General features: G+C 38.5%; 16 protein-coding genes. 11 read left to right on the top strand and 5 right to left on the bottom strand.

The genetic code is table 11. The annotated features are described in order from the left end of the window. Positions 1-68: 68 nt before the first annotated feature. The gene (locus ACLJX0_RS11175; RefSeq protein WP_410880505.1) at positions 69-428 is read right to left on the bottom strand and encodes a DoxX family protein; all 360 of its coding nucleotides are present in this window, start codon (positions 426-428) and stop codon (positions 69-71) included. Positions 429-613: 185 nt separating this feature from the next. On the opposite strand from ACLJX0_RS11175, the gene ACLJX0_RS11180 reads away from it, so the two are divergent. The 8 genes from ACLJX0_RS11180 (at position 614) to ACLJX0_RS11215 (ending at position 7,787) form a co-directional block, all read left to right on the top strand. Continuing rightward, positions 614-1,003 (top strand): winged helix-turn-helix transcriptional regulator, encoded by a 390-nt coding sequence (locus ACLJX0_RS11180; protein ID WP_410880507.1) that lies wholly within the window; start codon positions 614-616, stop codon positions 1,001-1,003. A 90-nt stretch (positions 1,004-1,093) separates the two neighbouring features. Next, entirely contained in the window at positions 1,094-3,046 is a 1,953-nt protein-coding gene (gene thrS / locus ACLJX0_RS11185; protein WP_410880509.1) for a threonine--tRNA ligase, read from the top strand. A 108-nt stretch (positions 3,047-3,154) separates the two neighbouring features. After that, complete coding sequence (gene infC, locus ACLJX0_RS11190) at positions 3,155-3,661, top strand: translation initiation factor IF-3 (RefSeq protein WP_158960577.1); 507 nt, start codon at positions 3,155-3,157, stop codon at positions 3,659-3,661. A gap of 63 nt (positions 3,662-3,724) precedes the next feature. Then, complete coding sequence (gene rpmI, locus ACLJX0_RS11195) at positions 3,725-3,922, top strand: 50S ribosomal protein L35 (protein ID WP_002991327.1); 198 nt, start codon at positions 3,725-3,727, stop codon at positions 3,920-3,922. 114 nt (positions 3,923-4,036) lie between these two features. Continuing rightward, on the top strand, positions 4,037-4,381 hold the full coding sequence (gene rplT, locus ACLJX0_RS11200) for a 50S ribosomal protein L20 (RefSeq protein WP_002991328.1): 345 nt from the start codon (positions 4,037-4,039) through the stop codon (positions 4,379-4,381). A 587-nt stretch (positions 4,382-4,968) separates the two neighbouring features. Continuing rightward, positions 4,969-6,066, top strand: coding sequence for a DegT/DnrJ/EryC1/StrS family aminotransferase (locus tag ACLJX0_RS11205; RefSeq protein ID WP_410880511.1), 1,098 nt, complete (start codon positions 4,969-4,971; stop codon positions 6,064-6,066). 2 nt (positions 6,067-6,068) lie between these two features. Further along, on the top strand, positions 6,069-7,355 hold the full coding sequence (locus tag ACLJX0_RS11210) for an O-antigen translocase (protein ID WP_410880513.1): 1,287 nt from the start codon (positions 6,069-6,071) through the stop codon (positions 7,353-7,355). A 6-nt stretch (positions 7,356-7,361) separates the two neighbouring features. Then, positions 7,362-7,787, top strand: coding sequence for a sugar 3,4-ketoisomerase (locus tag ACLJX0_RS11215; RefSeq protein ID WP_410880515.1), 426 nt, complete (start codon positions 7,362-7,364; stop codon positions 7,785-7,787). Here ACLJX0_RS11215 and ACLJX0_RS11220 read toward each other — a convergent pair. Next, positions 7,770-8,861 (bottom strand): glycosyltransferase, encoded by a 1,092-nt coding sequence (locus tag ACLJX0_RS11220; protein WP_410880517.1) that lies wholly within the window; start codon positions 8,859-8,861, stop codon positions 7,770-7,772. The two genes, ACLJX0_RS11215 and ACLJX0_RS11220, sit on opposite strands and share 18 nt — an antisense overlap. Positions 8,862-8,902: 41 nt before the next feature. Here ACLJX0_RS11220 and ACLJX0_RS11225 point away from each other — a divergent pair, with 41 nt between their 5' ends. Further along, entirely contained in the window at positions 8,903-10,057 is a 1,155-nt protein-coding gene (locus tag ACLJX0_RS11225) for a glycosyltransferase (protein ID WP_410880519.1), read from the top strand. Then, positions 10,039-11,133 carry a glycosyltransferase gene (locus tag ACLJX0_RS11230; RefSeq protein ID WP_410880521.1) on the top strand — a complete coding sequence of 365 codons (1,095 nt, stop codon included), beginning with the start codon at positions 10,039-10,041 and terminating at the stop codon, positions 11,131-11,133. Before ACLJX0_RS11225 ends, ACLJX0_RS11230 begins: the two co-directional genes overlap by 19 nt. Here the strand turns inward: ACLJX0_RS11230 and ACLJX0_RS11235 are convergent. Together ACLJX0_RS11235 and ACLJX0_RS11240 are read right to left on the bottom strand one after the other, a co-directional pair. Further along, positions 11,108-11,971 carry a glycosyltransferase family 2 protein gene (locus ACLJX0_RS11235; protein WP_410880523.1) on the bottom strand — a complete coding sequence of 288 codons (864 nt, stop codon included), beginning with the start codon at positions 11,969-11,971 and terminating at the stop codon, positions 11,108-11,110. The two genes, ACLJX0_RS11230 and ACLJX0_RS11235, sit on opposite strands and share 26 nt — an antisense overlap. Before the next feature lie 5 nt (positions 11,972-11,976). Then, on the bottom strand, positions 11,977-12,660 hold the full coding sequence (locus tag ACLJX0_RS11240) for a cell division ATP-binding protein FtsE (RefSeq protein WP_410880525.1): 684 nt from the start codon (positions 12,658-12,660) through the stop codon (positions 11,977-11,979). A gap of 257 nt (positions 12,661-12,917) precedes the next feature. On the opposite strand from ACLJX0_RS11240, the gene ACLJX0_RS11245 reads away from it, so the two are divergent. Then, positions 12,918-14,564 (top strand): metallophosphoesterase family protein, encoded by a 1,647-nt coding sequence (locus ACLJX0_RS11245; RefSeq protein WP_410880527.1) that lies wholly within the window; start codon positions 12,918-12,920, stop codon positions 14,562-14,564. Positions 14,565-14,687: 123 nt separating this feature from the next. Here the strand turns inward: ACLJX0_RS11245 and ACLJX0_RS11250 are convergent, their stop codons facing one another. Next, the gene (locus tag ACLJX0_RS11250; protein WP_410880529.1) at positions 14,688-15,674 is read right to left on the bottom strand and encodes a Ca2+-dependent phosphoinositide-specific phospholipase C; all 987 of its coding nucleotides are present in this window, start codon (positions 15,672-15,674) and stop codon (positions 14,688-14,690) included. Positions 15,675-15,762 lie beyond the last annotated feature (88 nt).

Below are 15,762 nucleotides of genomic sequence, written 5' to 3' on the forward strand. Positions count from 1 at the left end.
CAAAAGAATCCACCGTTGTCTTTCTTTGTTTTTTTAACGAACAACCATTTCTATGGAAGGAGTGAGGGTTAGGCTAAACGCGTGGATTGCGTAAAGGAGGAAACACCTAAAAGAACCGCAGCGATCAAAATAAGACTAAGGGAACTAATCCCTTCACCCATCGCTAGATGCGCAATAGCTGCTCCGATGAGGTTGATGGTAAATCCAGCATAGGCAAATCCTTTGCATACTTTAGGTAAAAAAGGCAAGAGCAAGGCTAATACGCCTAATAATTTCGCTACTCCTAATTCAATGCGGAAGTAATCAGGATAGCCTAAATAAGCAAAAGCCTCTTTAAACGTGGGGTCTGTAAAATAGCCATAGGCGCTAAAAACCATAAAAAAACTAAATAAACTCGTGCTAATCCAATAGGTCACTTTTTTCTTCATTGTGTTTTGTTTTTTGTTTGTTGGACAAAGGTATCTCCTTTAGCAGCAAAAAAGAGGCCTTCTTACCTAATGGAAACTACTTACGTGTTGGTAACTACTAAGGCTAAGGGAAACGGGGGAGGAGCTTTTGGTTGTTGAGGGGCTTTTTCGTATCTTTACGTTTAGGCGTAACGATACGAAAAAGCATGGAAGAACAACGCGCACAATGTAAAACCCAAATCCTGGGGATTAAAGACAGCATGTCTATTTTAAGTGGAAAGTGGAAGTTGCATATTTTAGGAACCCTGATGATGCACGAGAAGTTGCGTTTTATGGAACTGCAACGGGCTTTAGGGGATATCTCTGCCAAAGTACTCAGCAAGGAATTGCGCGATCTTGAACTCAATCAATTGATTCACCGAACCGAAATTGACGGCGCCATTGTCGCAGTTGAATACGCTATTTCCGACTTCGGAATTACCCTTACACCCGTAATTCAAGCCCTTGCGAATTGGGGGAATACCTACCGCCAAGAAATCATCAAGCAGATGGAAAAAAACAAGGGATTGAAAACCGAGGAAGCAGCAAGGATTTAATTTCAACAGAAAAGGTGGGAAACCGAATAAAATCTATTGTTATTGTTTGGTAAAAACCGTATCTTTGCCACTCATTTTTTAAAAATAATCATGATAAAAATTACATTACCAGACGGATCAGTGAAAGAGTTTGCCTCAGGGGTAACTCCTTTCGATGTTGCTAAAAGTATAAGTGAAGGTTTAGCTAGAAATATTATTTCTGCCAACTTCAATGGTACCACCATCGAAACCACCACTGCTTTGACCACGGACGGTAGTCTAGTTTTATATTCATGGAATGATGCAGAAGGGAAAAAAGCATTTTGGCATTCCTCTTCTCACGTCATGGCGCAAGCGCTATTGGAGTTATTTCCCGGCATTAAGTTAACGATTGGTCCTGCGATTGAAAACGGATTCTACTATGACGTAGATTTCATGGAACACAAAGTGACAGATGCTGATTTTAAGAGAATTGAAGATAAATTTTTAGAAATCGCCAGAGGAAAACACGAATTTAGTATGCGTTCAGCATCGAAAGCAGAAGCCTTAGCGATGTATAAAAAAGAAGAAAACCCATATAAAGTTGAGCTAATTGAGAACTTAGCCGATGGTACAATTACGTTTTGTGATCACGATACCTTTACGGATTTATGTCGTGGAGGACATATCCCCAATACAGGAATTATCAAAGCGTTCAAAATTTTATCGATTGCAGGGGCTTACTGGAGAGGGGATGAAAAGAATAAACAATTAACTCGTGTTTATGGTATTTCTTTCCCGAAACAAAAAGACTTAACGGATTATTTAGCTTTATTAGAAGAAGCCAAAAAACGCGATCACCGTAAATTAGGAAAAGAACTAGAATTGTTTACGTTCTCTCAAAAAGTAGGACAAGGGTTGCCATTATGGTTGCCAAAAGGGGCTGCTTTGAGAGATCGCTTGGAATATTTCTTGCGTAAAGCGCAGAAAAAAGCAGGATACGAACAAGTAGTTACCCCGCATATTGGACAAAAAGAACTGTATGTTACTTCGGGTCACTATGCAAAATACGGAGCAGATAGCTTTCAACCGATTCACACACCAGTAGAAGGGGAAGAGTTCTTGTTAAAACCAATGAACTGTCCACATCACTGTGAAATTTATAACGCAAGACCTTGGTCATACAAAGATTTACCGAAGCGTTTTGCTGAATTTGGAACGGTTTACCGTTACGAACAATCAGGAGAATTACACGGATTAACACGTGTACGCGGGTTTACACAAGATGACGCACATATTTTCTGTACACCTGATCAATTGGATGAAGAATTCAAAAAAGTAATTGATTTAGTGTTGTATGTTTTTGGATCTTTAGGGTTTGAAAACTTTACCGCTCAAGTATCGGTTCGCGATTTAAGCAATCCAGATAAATATATCGGATCAGTAGAGAACTGGGAAAAAGCAGAACAAGCGATTATCAATGCAGCCAAAGATAAAGGGTTAAATTATGTGATCGAAAGCGGAGAAGCTGCTTTCTACGGTCCGAAATTAGACTTTATGGTGAAAGATGCCTTAGGTAGAAGCTGGCAGTTGGGAACCATCCAGGTGGACTACAATTTACCGGAGCGTTTTGAATTGACATACAAAGGATCAGACAACGAATTGCATCGTCCGGTGATGATTCACCGTGCACCTTTCGGATCGATGGAGCGTTTTATCGCCATCTTGTTGGAGCATACGGGTGGAAATTTCCCGCTTTGGTTGATGCCAGAACAAGCTATTATACTGTCTTTGAGTGAGAAGTATGAAAAATATGCGAAAAAAGTTTTAGATTTGCTAGAAAATGACGAAATTCGCGCGGTCGTTGATAATAGAAATGAAACGATCGGAAAGAAAATCCGTGAAGCAGAAGTACAAAAATTCCCTTATATGTTGATTGTAGGTGAAGAAGAAGAGAAAAACGGTACGATTTCTGTGCGTAAACACGGAGATGCTGGAAAATCAAATCAGACGATGAAAATTGAAGAATTTGTAGCTTTAGTAAAAGAAGAGGTGAATTCGTCAATGAAACAGTTCGGAGAATAATAGAATAACAAAGGATGTATAACGCTTGTAGAACCAAGCATTAAAATTTTTAAAGCCATAGCAGTAAGACAAAGAGGAGGATTTAGACCTCGCGAAGAGAAGAAGGATTTGCATCGAGTAAACAACGCAATCCGTGTTCCTGAAGTTCGACTTGTTGGAGACAATGTCGAAACGGGTGTATATAAACTAGCAGACGCTTTGCGTTTAGCTGAAGAGCAAGAATTAGATTTAGTGGAGATTTCTCCCAATGCAGAACCGCCCGTTTGTAAAGTAATTGACTATAAAAAATTCCTTTACGAGCAAAAGAAGCGCGAGAAAATGTTGAAAGCTAAATCAACGCAAATTACCGTAAAGGAAATTCGTTTTGGTCCTCAAACTGATGAGCATGACTATGAGTTTAAGAAAAAGAATGCCGAAAAGTTCTTAAAAGAAGGAGCTAAATTAAAAGCATTTGTATTCTTTAAAGGTCGTTCTATCATCTATAAAGATCAAGGACAAATTTTGTTACTAAGATTAGCGCAGGATTTAGAAGAATACGGAAAGGTAGAGTCTATGCCTGTATTGGAAGGAAAACGTATGACGATGTTCATCGCTCCTAAAAAGAAGACAAAATAATTCTTTCACTCGAAAAGAATAAAAATAGAATTAAGTAAGATAATCATAATACCTAGGAACAAAATGCCTAAAATGAAAACTAAATCTAGTGCTAAAAAGCGTTTCAAGCTAACAGGTACTGGAAGAATCAAAAGAAAACACGCTTTCAAAAGTCACATTTTGACTAAAAAATCTAAAAAGCGTAAATTAGCGTTAACTCACTCTACTTTAGTATCTAAAGCAGATGAGCACAGCATCAAAGATCAATTAAGATTAATCTAATTCTAGGAAACTAGAACTAGATTCGGTTAAATTTATTTAATAACCCTGGAGTGGCGCTTAGTAATTTAGAAGAACTTGTAAAAGTCGCCCACTACAAAAAACACTTGTAAAGAAATGGCAAGATCAGTAAACTCAGTAGCTTCAAGAGCAAGAAGAAAAAGAATTTTGAAGCAAGCCAAAGGTTACTTTGGAAGACGTAAAAACGTTTGGACAGTAGCTAAAAACGCGGTAGAAAAAGCAATGCTTTATGCTTACCGTGATAGAAAACAAAAGAAAAGAAACTTCCGTTCACTTTGGATTATGCGTATCAACGCTGGTGCAAGATTACACGGATTAAGCTATTCTGTATTCATCGGTAAATTGAAAGCTAATAACATCGAATTGAACCGTAAAGTTCTTGCAGATTTAGCTACAAATCACCCTGAAGCTTTTGCAGCTATCGTTAATAAAGTAAAATAAGAAACGTTTGTCAAATCAGATTAGTCTTACTTAATATAGTAAAAGCCCTACTCACGAGTAGGGCTTTTTTGTTTACGGTTTACCTTTAGATTTGCTAAATATAAAATTGATAATTTTATAGAAAAGAATAGTAATCATAAAACAACCTATTCAACAAAGTGAACCAGACGGTTTACAAAGTGCAAGACTTAACAACTGAGTAGGACTTTGTTGATTTTACTAAAAAGTATCAGACTAGTAATTAAGACGTGAGGGTCTAGTATTAAGGTTTAGATAATACTTTAGTAAATAGGTTGCCTTATATAATTATCATATGAGCAAATTTACACAATTTATCGGAATAGACATTTCAAAAGAGTATTTTGATGCATCAATACTAGTTTCTAATTCTCCAGTAAAACATGATTAGTTTAGTTTACAGTTTAATGGTTTACAGTTAATGGTTTATAGTTAACGGTTTATAGTTAACGGTTTATAGTTAAAGGTTTATAGTTAAAGGTTTATAGTTAAAGGTTTATAGTTAACGCATCACGCATTACGATTCACGAAAATAAACTATATTTACGTTTCAAATGCAACACCCAACCATGATATCATTTTTAGATTTACAACAGATTAACCAGCGCTATGAAGAAGCCTATTTGCAAAAGATAAAGCAAATTTTTCATGATGGGCGATATATGCTTGGGCAAGAGGTCGTAACGTTTGAGGAGGATTTCGCAGCCTATTGTGGTACCTCCTTCTGCGTAGGGGTTGGCAATGGATTAGATGCGTTAAAACTCATTTTTGATGCCTATATCAAACTGGGAAAGTTAAATGTGGGGGATGATGTCTTAGTACCAGCAAATACCTATATCGCAACAATTTTAGCTTTATTAGATTGTGGATTGAATCCTGTATTGGTAGAACCAAACTTAGATAGCTATACCCTGGATGTAAGTGGAATTAGTTATTCGATGACCTCTTCTACCAAAGCGGTACTGGTGGTTCATCTGTATGGTCAAGTATATGAGATGGATCAGATTAAACACTATTGCCAGGATCGTGGACTATTGCTGATTGAAGATGCTGCTCAAGCGCATGGAACAGAATTAAAAGGTTGCAAAGCAGGAGCCTTTGGGGACGCGGCAGCGTTTAGTTTCTATCCCAGCAAGAATTTGGGCTGTTTAGGTGATGGAGGAGCTATTACGACCAATCATTTGGACTTGGTTGAAGTGATTCGAGCCACGCGTAACTATGGTTCACACATCAAGTATCAAAATAAATACAAAGGATATAACTCGCGCCTGGATGAAGTACAAGCAGCGATTCTGAATTTAAAATTGCCCCATCTAGATACGGATAACCAAAAACGCTTGATTGTAGCTTATCGCTACCTGCGTGAAATTAAAAATGTCAAGATTATCTTGCCTCATCTTTCTTCTGATGCAGGACATAATTTCCACCTTTTTGTGGTGCGTGTAGGTGATCGCGCACATTTTCAACGCTATTTATTGACAAAAGGGATACAAACATTGATTCATTATCCCATTCCGCCTCATCATCAACCTGCTTTGGCAGAGTTTCGCTATTTGCAATTGCCTGTAACGGAATTAATTCATCAAGAAGTAGTGAGTATCCCGATGTCGCCCGTATTGACAGAAGCGGAAGTAACGCACATTATTGAAGCCATAAACGAATATTGATAGTGAGAGCATGGTGGCAAAAAATAAAAGAAAGTGAATTAACCACGGTAACCTTATTGAATACAATAGGGATTGTGGTGCGCTTAGTTACTGCCTTATTTTCTGCGAAAATAGTAGCCTTATTTGTTGGAGCCTCAGGAATGGCTTATATGGGAAATCTTCGCAATACACTCGCTTCTTTAGAGGCCTTTAGTTCTTTTGGACTGACCAATGGAATTGTGCAATATGTCGCTTCTCATCGAAAAGATAAAGAGAAAATAGAACAATTTGTTACCACATTATTGCGTTTTATGCTAGGGATTTTACTTGTAATTTCCTTGTGCTTGTTTTTCGGACGTACACAACTCGACTACTATTTATTTCAAGGTGGTTTTTCGATGCCTCAATTGTTTATTTGCTTGGCATTTGCTTTTCCACTGCAAGTACTAAACGGAATTTGGATTGCTTTTTTAACGGGATTGGCCCAGTTTAAAAAAGTGATTTACCTCAATATGATTGGCAATATATCAGGATTGGGTTTGACTTTTTACTTGGTGTATACCCAAGGACTAAGTGGCGCATTGTATGCTATGATTTTGAGCCCTGTTCTCCTGTTTTTTATTTCCCTTTTTTGGGTGAAGCAAATGCTACAGTTAAAGTGGCAACCCTTTGATTTTTATCTGATAAAACCGTTGTTCTCTTATGCGGTTATGGCACTGTTTTCTGCCGTTGTAAGTCCGCTGTGCATGTTGTGGATCCGAAAACTATTAATGCATGAAACAGGAGTAGAACTCGCGGGTATTTGGGAGGGTATTCAACGCATTTCGGGAATCTATATGTTGTTTATTACTACCTTGGCCTTTACGTATTTTTTACCTAAACTGGCACAAACACAACTGTATCAAGAGAAAATGAAGGTAATCCGATTGTATGTTTTTTGGGTCTTGCCCTTATTTGCTTTGGGATTGCTGTTGGTGTTCTTTACGCGAAGTTGGATAATTCCGCTTGTCTTTGATGATACCTTTCTCCCAATGATTGACGTCATACACTGGCAATTAGTGGGCGACTTTATGAAAGGAGCCGCTTTAATTTGCGGATTGCTGTTTTATACGGAACGCTTGTTGTGGCCTTATCTTCTCTGTGAAACGCTGTTTTTTAGTTGTTATTACGGTTTTACTTTTGTATTAATGAAGCATTTTGGGGTTGAAGCAGCTACTTTAGGTTATACTTTAGCCTATATTCTTTACAGTTGTGTTTTAGTTGTCTATTTTTCTTGGTATTTTAGCCGTTCGGAGTCTAAACATACCTAAGAATAAATGAAGAAATATAGCATTTTTGATTGTAATGAGATTGTAGTTCCAGCAATACGTGATGAGAGAGGTAATCTGGCAGTCATTCAAGGAGACCTTATTCCCTTTGAAATCAAACGCGTATTTTTTATTTATGAGGTTCCTCAAGACAAACAAAGAGGGGGACATGCTCACAAACAGCAAACAACAATCTTATTTGCACTCAACGGAAGTTTTGAAGTAGTTTTGGATGATGGACTTCAAAAGCGAACGGTGGTTTTAAACAATCCGACCAAAGGTTTAGTCCTTCAACCAGGGGTATGGAGCGTCTTGCAAAACTTTCAAGTTGGAACGGTTTGTTTGTCTATCAATTCTGGTGTATATGAAGAAAGTGACTATATACGGGATTATGATTTGTTTTTAGAACAAGTAGCATTAATCCAGGAGTGCTAACCATTGTTGACCAATCGTTTCTATGTCGAAGGGACGTGCTGATTTTACTGTATTTGCCTGAAGTTTATTGCGTTTAGTCTCATCCAAAGCGAGTAATTCGATGGCTGTTTTCAAAGCGTCAAAGTTTTGATTTTCAATTAGTAATCCGTTGTAATCTGATTGAATGATTTCACGAGGTCCTGTGGGACAATCAAAACTAACTACGGGAATGCCACAGGCTAAAGCTTCTAGTAATACCGTAGGAAATCCCTCTAATCGACTGCTGTGTACAAAAAATAAAGCCTCTTTAAAAATCGGAAAGGGATTGGCACAAAACCCAGGTAAATGAACCCATTGGGCTACTTCCAATCGGTTACTCTCCTTTTTGAGCTGTTCCCGCTGACTTCCTTCTCCTAAAATAACCAAGTGAATATTTGCTGCTGGCAATGAACTAGCCGCATAGATTTCAAGTAAACGATCAAATTGTTTGATATCCGTATCCATTCTGCCACAAGCTACAATATAACGTTGACCATGAAAAGGGTGGTTGCCTTGGGACTGCTGTTGAATGATAGCTAGGTCAATAGGATTGTACATGGTTTGTACGTGATTGTACCCATAGTTCATTTGGATTTCATCAGCAATAGCTTGACTAACGGCTATAATTCGCTTGGATTTTCGATAAAGGCGTTTGCCCCAAAAAGAACTGGAGGTAAAATACCACGAAAGATGAGCGCTGTGCACGGTTGGAATATAGGTCGGACCAAAGATCAAATACTGCAAGAAAATCTCGGTAAAAGGTTTGCTTCTCGTTCGGAAATCTAGGATGTAATCAAAGGAATTTTCCTGTATATAGTGTCGAAAAAGACGAAAGCGTTTGTATTTGTTTTGAAGGGAAAAACGGGTAGTTTTAAATAGTCCTAAATTGTATAATTGCCCTCCATAGGGATAGGTAATCACATCTAGGTTTAGGATGTTATGTACGTCATATCCCTGTTGTTCCAAATACAAAGACAGGGTGCTGTGTATGCGCTCTGCACCGCCATGGGCAAGCGTATCCCCAAGAATCGCTATTTTTATTTTCTTTTGTGACATAAAAAGATAAACGTACATTTGAGCAAATCACGGCTAAGATAATGAGAATACTTTTAATTGGAGATTATAGTGGATTACATTCTGCCCTGAAAAAAGGACTGTTGCATCATCCAGCGATAAAAGAAGTCGTATTGGTAGGCGATGGGGATAAGTTCAAAGATTTCCAAGTGGATGTATCGCTGCGTCCAAAATGGGCGATGAGCCCTTGGGGCACGTTTTTTCGCAAGGCAATACACAAAGTATGCCGATGGGATATAGCCGAACTTGAAATTGGATGGAGCGGGAAACAAGCCTTTAAAAACTTGAAAGATTTTGATGTCGTACAGCTGATTAATGACCGTCCGTTGCAAACAGTCCCTTCATGGGAAAGACGCCTGTTAAAACGCCTTTTTGCCCAAAATAAACGGGTGTTTTTGCTCTCTTGTGGGATTGATGTGTTTGGTTTACAGTATTTGATAGCTCATCCGGAAGAGATATCTTTACTTCAGCCTTTACTGGATAATCCTGCCTTAAAATCTCATTACGACTATGTGGAAGTGTACCGAAAAAAGGGAGTGAGGAAAACCCAACGCCTAATTGTGGAACGCTGTAGCGCAATTATCGCCAGTGATATGGATTACGTCAACCCGAATAAGCATCATCCAAAATATGTTGGTTTACTTCCTCATCCTGTGGTAGTAGACGATATTGTGTCGTCGGCTTCCCCCGAAAACACGAATACCGTTTGTATTTTCTTGGGAATTAATCGAGGTAATTACATTCAAAAAGGAATAGTTTATTTTGAAGAAGCGTTGGCGATTATTCAAAGGGATTATAATGATCAAATAGAAATAGTCGTTGCAGAACAATTGCCGTATGCAAGGTATAAAAAAGAACAAGAACGCGCGGATATTGTATTGGATCAGGTGTTTTCCAAAGATCAAGGATACAATGCTTTAGAGGCTATGGCGAGGGGAAAAGTTGTATTTACTGGCGCTTCGGAAGATTTTTTACAGCAGTACAACCTAAAAGAAGGAGAGGTTTGTGTGGATGCCAAACCCAATGTAGCTTATTTAGTCGCTCAATTGAAGTTCTGGATTGAACACCCGCTAGAGCGAAAGGAATTAGGACAACGGGCACAAGCCTTTGTTCGGGAAATTCACGACTGTAAAACGATAGCCAATCAGTATGTAAAAGTATGGAAATCAAAAAAATAAAGATCCTGTATATTGCTACTTCTACAATGGGAGGAGGGGGAGTTGCACGTATGCTGAGTCAAAAAACAGCCGCTTTTGTCCAATTGGGACATGAAGTAAAGATTATGAGCACGAATGACGTACAGCAACAGCCGTTTTACCTCTTTGATGCTCAGGTACAATGGGAATTGTACCCGCATTCGATACGCACAATGTGGCAGATGCGAACCTATTATTCTTTTGTACAAGAACAGGGAATCAATACTTTTCAACCGGATATTATTTTTGTGCTAGACAATGGAATCAAAGGGTATTTTGCTTCTTATTTTTTAAAAACGCATGTTCCTATTTACTTTGAAGTGCATGGGTCTCGTCATTTTTTACTAGCTCCAATTACTTCTCCCTTTAGACGCAGCATTATCAATCGAATCACGTTAGCGTTGAGTAAGCGATTCACGGGATTGATTGTGTTGAATGAAAGCTCAAAGCGCGACTGGAAACATCCCAATATACAGGTTATTCCTAATTGGATTGCACCAGAAAATACGGCACAAGTAGCTAAAGAATCCGCAAGTAAGCAAGTAATTGCCATCGGTCGTCTGGTGCCAGAAAAGAATTACGAAACGATGTTGCGTATTTGGAAGCAAATCCATCAAATTTATCCTGATTGGAAGCTGGTGATTTGCGGTACTGGTGAAGAAACTTATGTTGCTCAACTAAAAGAGTTAGCAGATGCATCTGTTCATTGGAAGGGAGAAGTAGCGGATGTGAATAGTGAACTACAAGCGAGTGCTTTTATGCTACATACCTCCAAAATGGAAGGAATGCCCATGGCTTTTTTAGAGGCGATGGTGCTTGGTGTGCCTGTGGTTGCTTTTGATGTTGATTATGGCCCTGCCGATTTGATTCAACATGGTCGCAATGGCTATTTAATCCCGTTAGGAGAACAACAGCTCATGGTACATTGTTGTTGTATTTTGATGCAAGATCCCCACATCATTCAAGCGTTTGGTAAAGAGGCTAAAAAATCAATGGAACAATATGATGAATCTGTGGTCTTACAACAGTGGATTAGTTTTTTTGAATCACTTGGTTAGCTTTGTGGTACTCGAGTAGTTTAAACCATTTAAATCCTAGCATGGACGGTTTTTTACCCAAGAGGTTGCGCTGGATATGGGAGCCAAGAAGTGCACTCAACAGGGATAGAAAAAAAGTAAGGCGATATTTTAGTAGCTGCTGATACACGTGACTTAGTTGTGCTTCCTGTGGTCGTATTTTTCCTTTTTGAATTAGTTCCACTAAACCCCAACAGGCTTGTTTACTGCGTTCAAGATACGTTTGATTCGATTCTGTACTCTGGTGAATCACTGGGTTATTGATTTGAATCACTTCACAATTTCGTTTAGCTAATGCCAAAAAGAAGAGTGTATCTTCAAAACCATATTCGGTAATGGATGCATCAAAGGTTAGCTGTAGTTTCTCTTGATTAAAAAAGAGGTTGCAGCAGGAATGCAGGTGTTTATATTGTTCAATCGTTCGACCATAGGTCAAGCGGAGGGAGGAGTGTTCCGTTGGATCTATAGGAGGATAAGTAAATCCCCCTTGAAAAAATAAACCTTTACCAATTTGATTGAGGTAGTTTTGAATAAAAGTAGTCGAAATAGGCTGTACATCTGCATCTAGGAGTAGTATCCAAGGGTATTGGGCCTCATTCAGCAATCGATTGCGTGTATAGGCTACATGTTGATTAACGCGATTGGTCAACCAACGCGTATGCGGCAGCTGTTCAATTTGTTTTTGGTGAAAAACCTGAGTGGAAGCATCATCGCAAACCAAGAGCTCAAACGGTACGTGTAAGGCAGTGGCTTCTCGATGGAGCTGCTCTACTAAAGGTAGAATGTTGTAATTATAAACAGGTATAAGAATAGATAACATGAGGGTTAAGAAGTACGGTGAATCACCTCAAAGAGCGCACCATCATCGCATTTTAGTGTTTTTGCAGGATACTTCAACAACAAGGCGTAGTCATGCGTAACCATGATAATGGTACGTCCGTTTTTATTGATTTCCAATAATAATTCCATGACTTCCGAACTCGTTTGGGGATCTAAATTTCCTGTTGGTTCATCGGCTAAGATTAAATCAGGATCATTGAGTAAAGCACGAGCAATAGCAATACGCTGTTGTTCTCCACCCGAAAGTTGATGGGGCATTTTCTTTAAATGCGACAACATGCCCACGCGTTCTAAAACTTCTTCAATACGTCTGTCAATGGCTTCTTGTTCCGACCAGCCTGTTGCTCTCAATGCAAATTGTAAGTTGTTGTGTACATTGCGGTCTGGTAATAGTTTAAAGTCTTGAAAAACAATTCCCAATGAACGACGTAAATAAGGAATGTCTTTTTCTTTTAACTGTCTTAAGTCGTAGTCAACAATCGTTCCTTCTCCTTCTGTTAACGCCAAATCTGCATAAAGTGTTTTCATAAAACTACTTTTTCCCGCTCCTGTTTTACCAATGATATAAAGGAATTCACCTTTATTCACCTCTAAGTTTACATTGGATAAAACTTGGTGTTTATTTTGGTAAATATTTACACCCGCTAAAGATAAAATTACTCTTGACATAGTTTCGTACGAATTAAAAAGTAAAAGTACAAAAAAGACCTGATTTATGGAAGGAGATTGGGAGGTTTTACGCGATAGTTAAAAAAAAAGCAGCGCAAGCGTTCTTTAAATTTAGGTAAAGAAATAGGGGCGAAAGGTGTAGATTTCTAAGTTTAGGGTTAACTCTCCTTTAAGGTATGGATTTGCTTTGATTTAAAACGGGCATTCTTTCTACTTTTAGCTGTAAAGAATCCAAAAAATCAAAAGGAATAACAAATATGCAAAAGATAGTTTTTTTAGTGCTCGGCTTGTTGAGCGTGTATTCTTGGGGACAAGAAGGAGTGAAAATTGGGGTGTTATCAGATCCACATTTACACAATATTTATGTAAAAGAGAAGGCTCTAGGTTTAGAGCCGTTTTATAATGCACAAACAGATACGTATGAGTTTGTACGATCATTAGCTGGACAAATGGCCTCTACACGCTTGTTTAATGAAAACTATTTTGCCTTTCGACAAGCATTAACGGATTTGGCCAAACAAGAAGTACAAGTGGTGCTCATCAGTGGTGATTATACTGATGATGGACAGGAATTAAATATCAAAGCGACTCAGGCGTTATTAACCGAATTTGAACAACAGTATGGCATGCGCTTCTTCTTGGCTAATGGCAATCATGAAGCAGTGAATCAGCTGGATAGAGAAAGTGGAAAATCAGATTTCTTGACCCAAAAAGGACAGATGATTGGAGTCTATTCTACGGAAAACTTGAAGAAAAACACGACAGATCGCGTGTATCCGCCTTTGAGAGAACTGGGATACGAATCCATGTATCCTTTCATTCAATCGTTTGGTTTACAACCGCGAAAAACGGATCTGTTTTACTCAACGCCTTTTCATCCCTTTATGTATGAAACGTATTCGCCAGAAGACGATTTTAGCTTGTCTAAGCGAAAATATGTCAGTCAAGGGGTATCGTATTTTGATTATACCTACCTCGTAGAACCGATGGAAGGGGTGTGGATCTTGTCTATTGATGGGAATATGTACCAGCAAGTGAACGCTACTACCTTTAAAAATATTAGCGATGGATATCACGCCATTGAAGAGCGAATGTATTTACTGGATTGGATTGCCTCTATTGTTAAAGAGGCAAAGAAAAGAGGAAAAAAACTTCTTGCTTTTGGTCATTATCCACTGCTAGAGTTTAATCAGGGTCAATCGACTGCTTTGGTCGAATTATTGGGGAACAATCGCCTTCAATTGCATCGAGTGCCCAGTGAAAAAACACAACAGCAATGGTTAGAAACGGGGTTGTCCTTGCATTTTGCGGGGCATATGCACATCCACCAACAAAGTGTAAAAAAACAAGGAGAATGGGAATTGACGAATATTCAAGTTCCTTCTTTAGCGGCTTTTCCACCAGCGTATAAAATAGTGGAAATTAAACCTGATGCAATTGATGTTCAGACGATTGAATTACGTGAGGTCGAACACTACAACGCCCTTTTCTCCTTGTATCAAAAAGAAAACACAACAGGAGCGTACAACGCGTTTTTAGATGCTAAAAATTACTATGAATTGACTAAAAGTCACCTGAAATATTTAAGTGAACACCGCTTTTACCACAGCGATTTTGGTGATGAAAAATGGAATTCTTATAAAGAAGCAGAAACGTTAGAACCTTTCCTAAATCCAAAAATGAAAGCCGTACTTTCACCCGCTAGTTTAATAGAAGCCCAACAGCTTACTTTTAAAAAGGTGGTCTTTGATTTGTATTTGCTGCGAAATGCGAGTGATATTGGTTTGAGAGAAATTCTTCCAGCTCGTATGGAATTGTATCGTATGTGGAGTACATGGATTGAAAAACAAGGAAATCCAAGTGATTTAGAAAAATTAATTGTGGTGTTGGTTAGGTTAGGTTAGGTTAGGTTAGGTTAGGTTAGGTTAGGTTAGGCGCGGTAACCAACCTAACCAATCTCATCTAACGTAACCAACCTAACCAACCTCATCCAACCAAACTACGCATCACGCATCACGCCATGACCATTACTGCATTCTCACATATGTTTTATCGTCAAAAATCACTTGATAGGTTGACGGAAACAATTGACTAGGGAGGTAGTAATCTGTGGTGATAATTTGAGCTTTTGATTTTTTGGCTTGTTCAAAAGTAGAGTAGTCATTCGTTCTAGCTTGTTTGGTGCTGTCGTCTGCTCTTGTTCGGATAATCACTCCTTGCTCTACTAGTTGGGGAATCGTCGGATCATAAGGATTGTTGAGAATCATACAACCCGCTTTGGGATGTGTAAAAGGTACATTGAGAAAAACGGCCAAATCCTGTAAGTCTATCGAATCAAATAAATCCAAGCGATAATCCATATTGTCAATAATCCAAACAAATTTTCCTTTCCCTTCTTCTACCGTAGGCCATTGAATAGAATCAGCATTACGCGTTAATTCTTTGGGTGTGATTAAGTGTTTACTCGTTAATTCTTTTGTAATAAGCGCATTAATTTCATCAATATTCGCTTGAGAAAACAAGGTAGAAGAATCTTTCTGATCGTCTTTTAGCTCCAAGGTAATAAAAATTGTCTCATGTGTTGGATGTTGTTCAGACCAGGTTTTCAGTGCTCGCAGTTGTTGAACAAAATCGGGTTGATGTGTTTCATAATCAATATCAGGCATATGGAAAATCTTATAACCAGGTTTTGCCATGGCAGCTGTCCATTCATAAGGTTGACCAGAATAAGCCGTACCGCTGGGATGAGCGTATTTATTGCCTTGGTCATCTTTCCAAATGTCGATTTCTAGATTTCTCAGTCCAAGCGTTAGTTGGGTTTCAATGGATGGATGTTCGTAGTACAGCGTTTGTACTTGTGGGTCTTTCTCCATTAAATAAGCATAAAGTTTAGGATGAATTGCCTTTTTGTAACTATTATGCGAACCAATCACTTGGATGCGATGTAAAGGGATGTTTTGTGCATACCCCAGGAGTGAACTACTCAAAAGGAGGGAAAAAATAAATGGTTTCATATTCTTGATTTCTTTGAGCCTAAAGTACAAGTACCTCCTAAATTTTCAACTATCTCCTTTATTATGTGATTGTTATGATTTTTTTAGC

The organism is Myroides sp. DW712 (genome assembly GCF_046557355.1).
GTDB lineage: Bacteria > Bacteroidota > Bacteroidia > Flavobacteriales > Flavobacteriaceae > Flavobacterium.

What these genes read in the sequence shown, in the direction of transcription:
- ACLJX0_RS11230 (WP_410880521.1), top strand. Translation starts at nt 10,039, where the DNA reads ATGGAAATCAAAAAAATAAAGATCCTGTATATTGCTACTTCTACAATG.
- thrS (WP_410880509.1), top strand. Translation starts at nt 1,094, where the DNA reads ATGATAAAAATTACATTACCAGACGGATCAGTGAAAGAGTTTGCCTCA.
- ACLJX0_RS11175 (WP_410880505.1), bottom strand. Translation starts at nt 428, where the DNA reads ATGAAGAAAAAAGTGACCTATTGGATTAGCACGAGTTTATTTAGTTTT.
- ACLJX0_RS11235 (WP_410880523.1), bottom strand. Translation starts at nt 11,971, where the DNA reads ATGTTATCTATTCTTATACCTGTTTATAATTACAACATTCTACCTTTA.
- rplT (WP_002991328.1), top strand. Translation starts at nt 4,037, where the DNA reads ATGGCAAGATCAGTAAACTCAGTAGCTTCAAGAGCAAGAAGAAAAAGA.
- ACLJX0_RS11240 (WP_410880525.1), bottom strand. Translation starts at nt 12,660, where the DNA reads ATGTCAAGAGTAATTTTATCTTTAGCGGGTGTAAATATTTACCAAAAT.
- ACLJX0_RS11220 (WP_410880517.1), bottom strand. Translation starts at nt 8,861, where the DNA reads ATGTCACAAAAGAAAATAAAAATAGCGATTCTTGGGGATACGCTTGCC.
- ACLJX0_RS11250 (WP_410880529.1), bottom strand. Translation starts at nt 15,674, where the DNA reads ATGAAACCATTTATTTTTTCCCTCCTTTTGAGTAGTTCACTCCTGGGG.
- ACLJX0_RS11205 (WP_410880511.1), top strand. Translation starts at nt 4,969, where the DNA reads ATGATATCATTTTTAGATTTACAACAGATTAACCAGCGCTATGAAGAA.
- ACLJX0_RS11245 (WP_410880527.1), top strand. Translation starts at nt 12,918, where the DNA reads ATGCAAAAGATAGTTTTTTTAGTGCTCGGCTTGTTGAGCGTGTATTCT.
- ACLJX0_RS11225 (WP_410880519.1), top strand. Translation starts at nt 8,903, where the DNA reads ATGAGAATACTTTTAATTGGAGATTATAGTGGATTACATTCTGCCCTG.
- rpmI (WP_002991327.1), top strand. Translation starts at nt 3,725, where the DNA reads ATGCCTAAAATGAAAACTAAATCTAGTGCTAAAAAGCGTTTCAAGCTA.
- ACLJX0_RS11180 (WP_410880507.1), top strand. Translation starts at nt 614, where the DNA reads ATGGAAGAACAACGCGCACAATGTAAAACCCAAATCCTGGGGATTAAA.
- ACLJX0_RS11215 (WP_410880515.1), top strand. Translation starts at nt 7,362, where the DNA reads ATGAAGAAATATAGCATTTTTGATTGTAATGAGATTGTAGTTCCAGCA.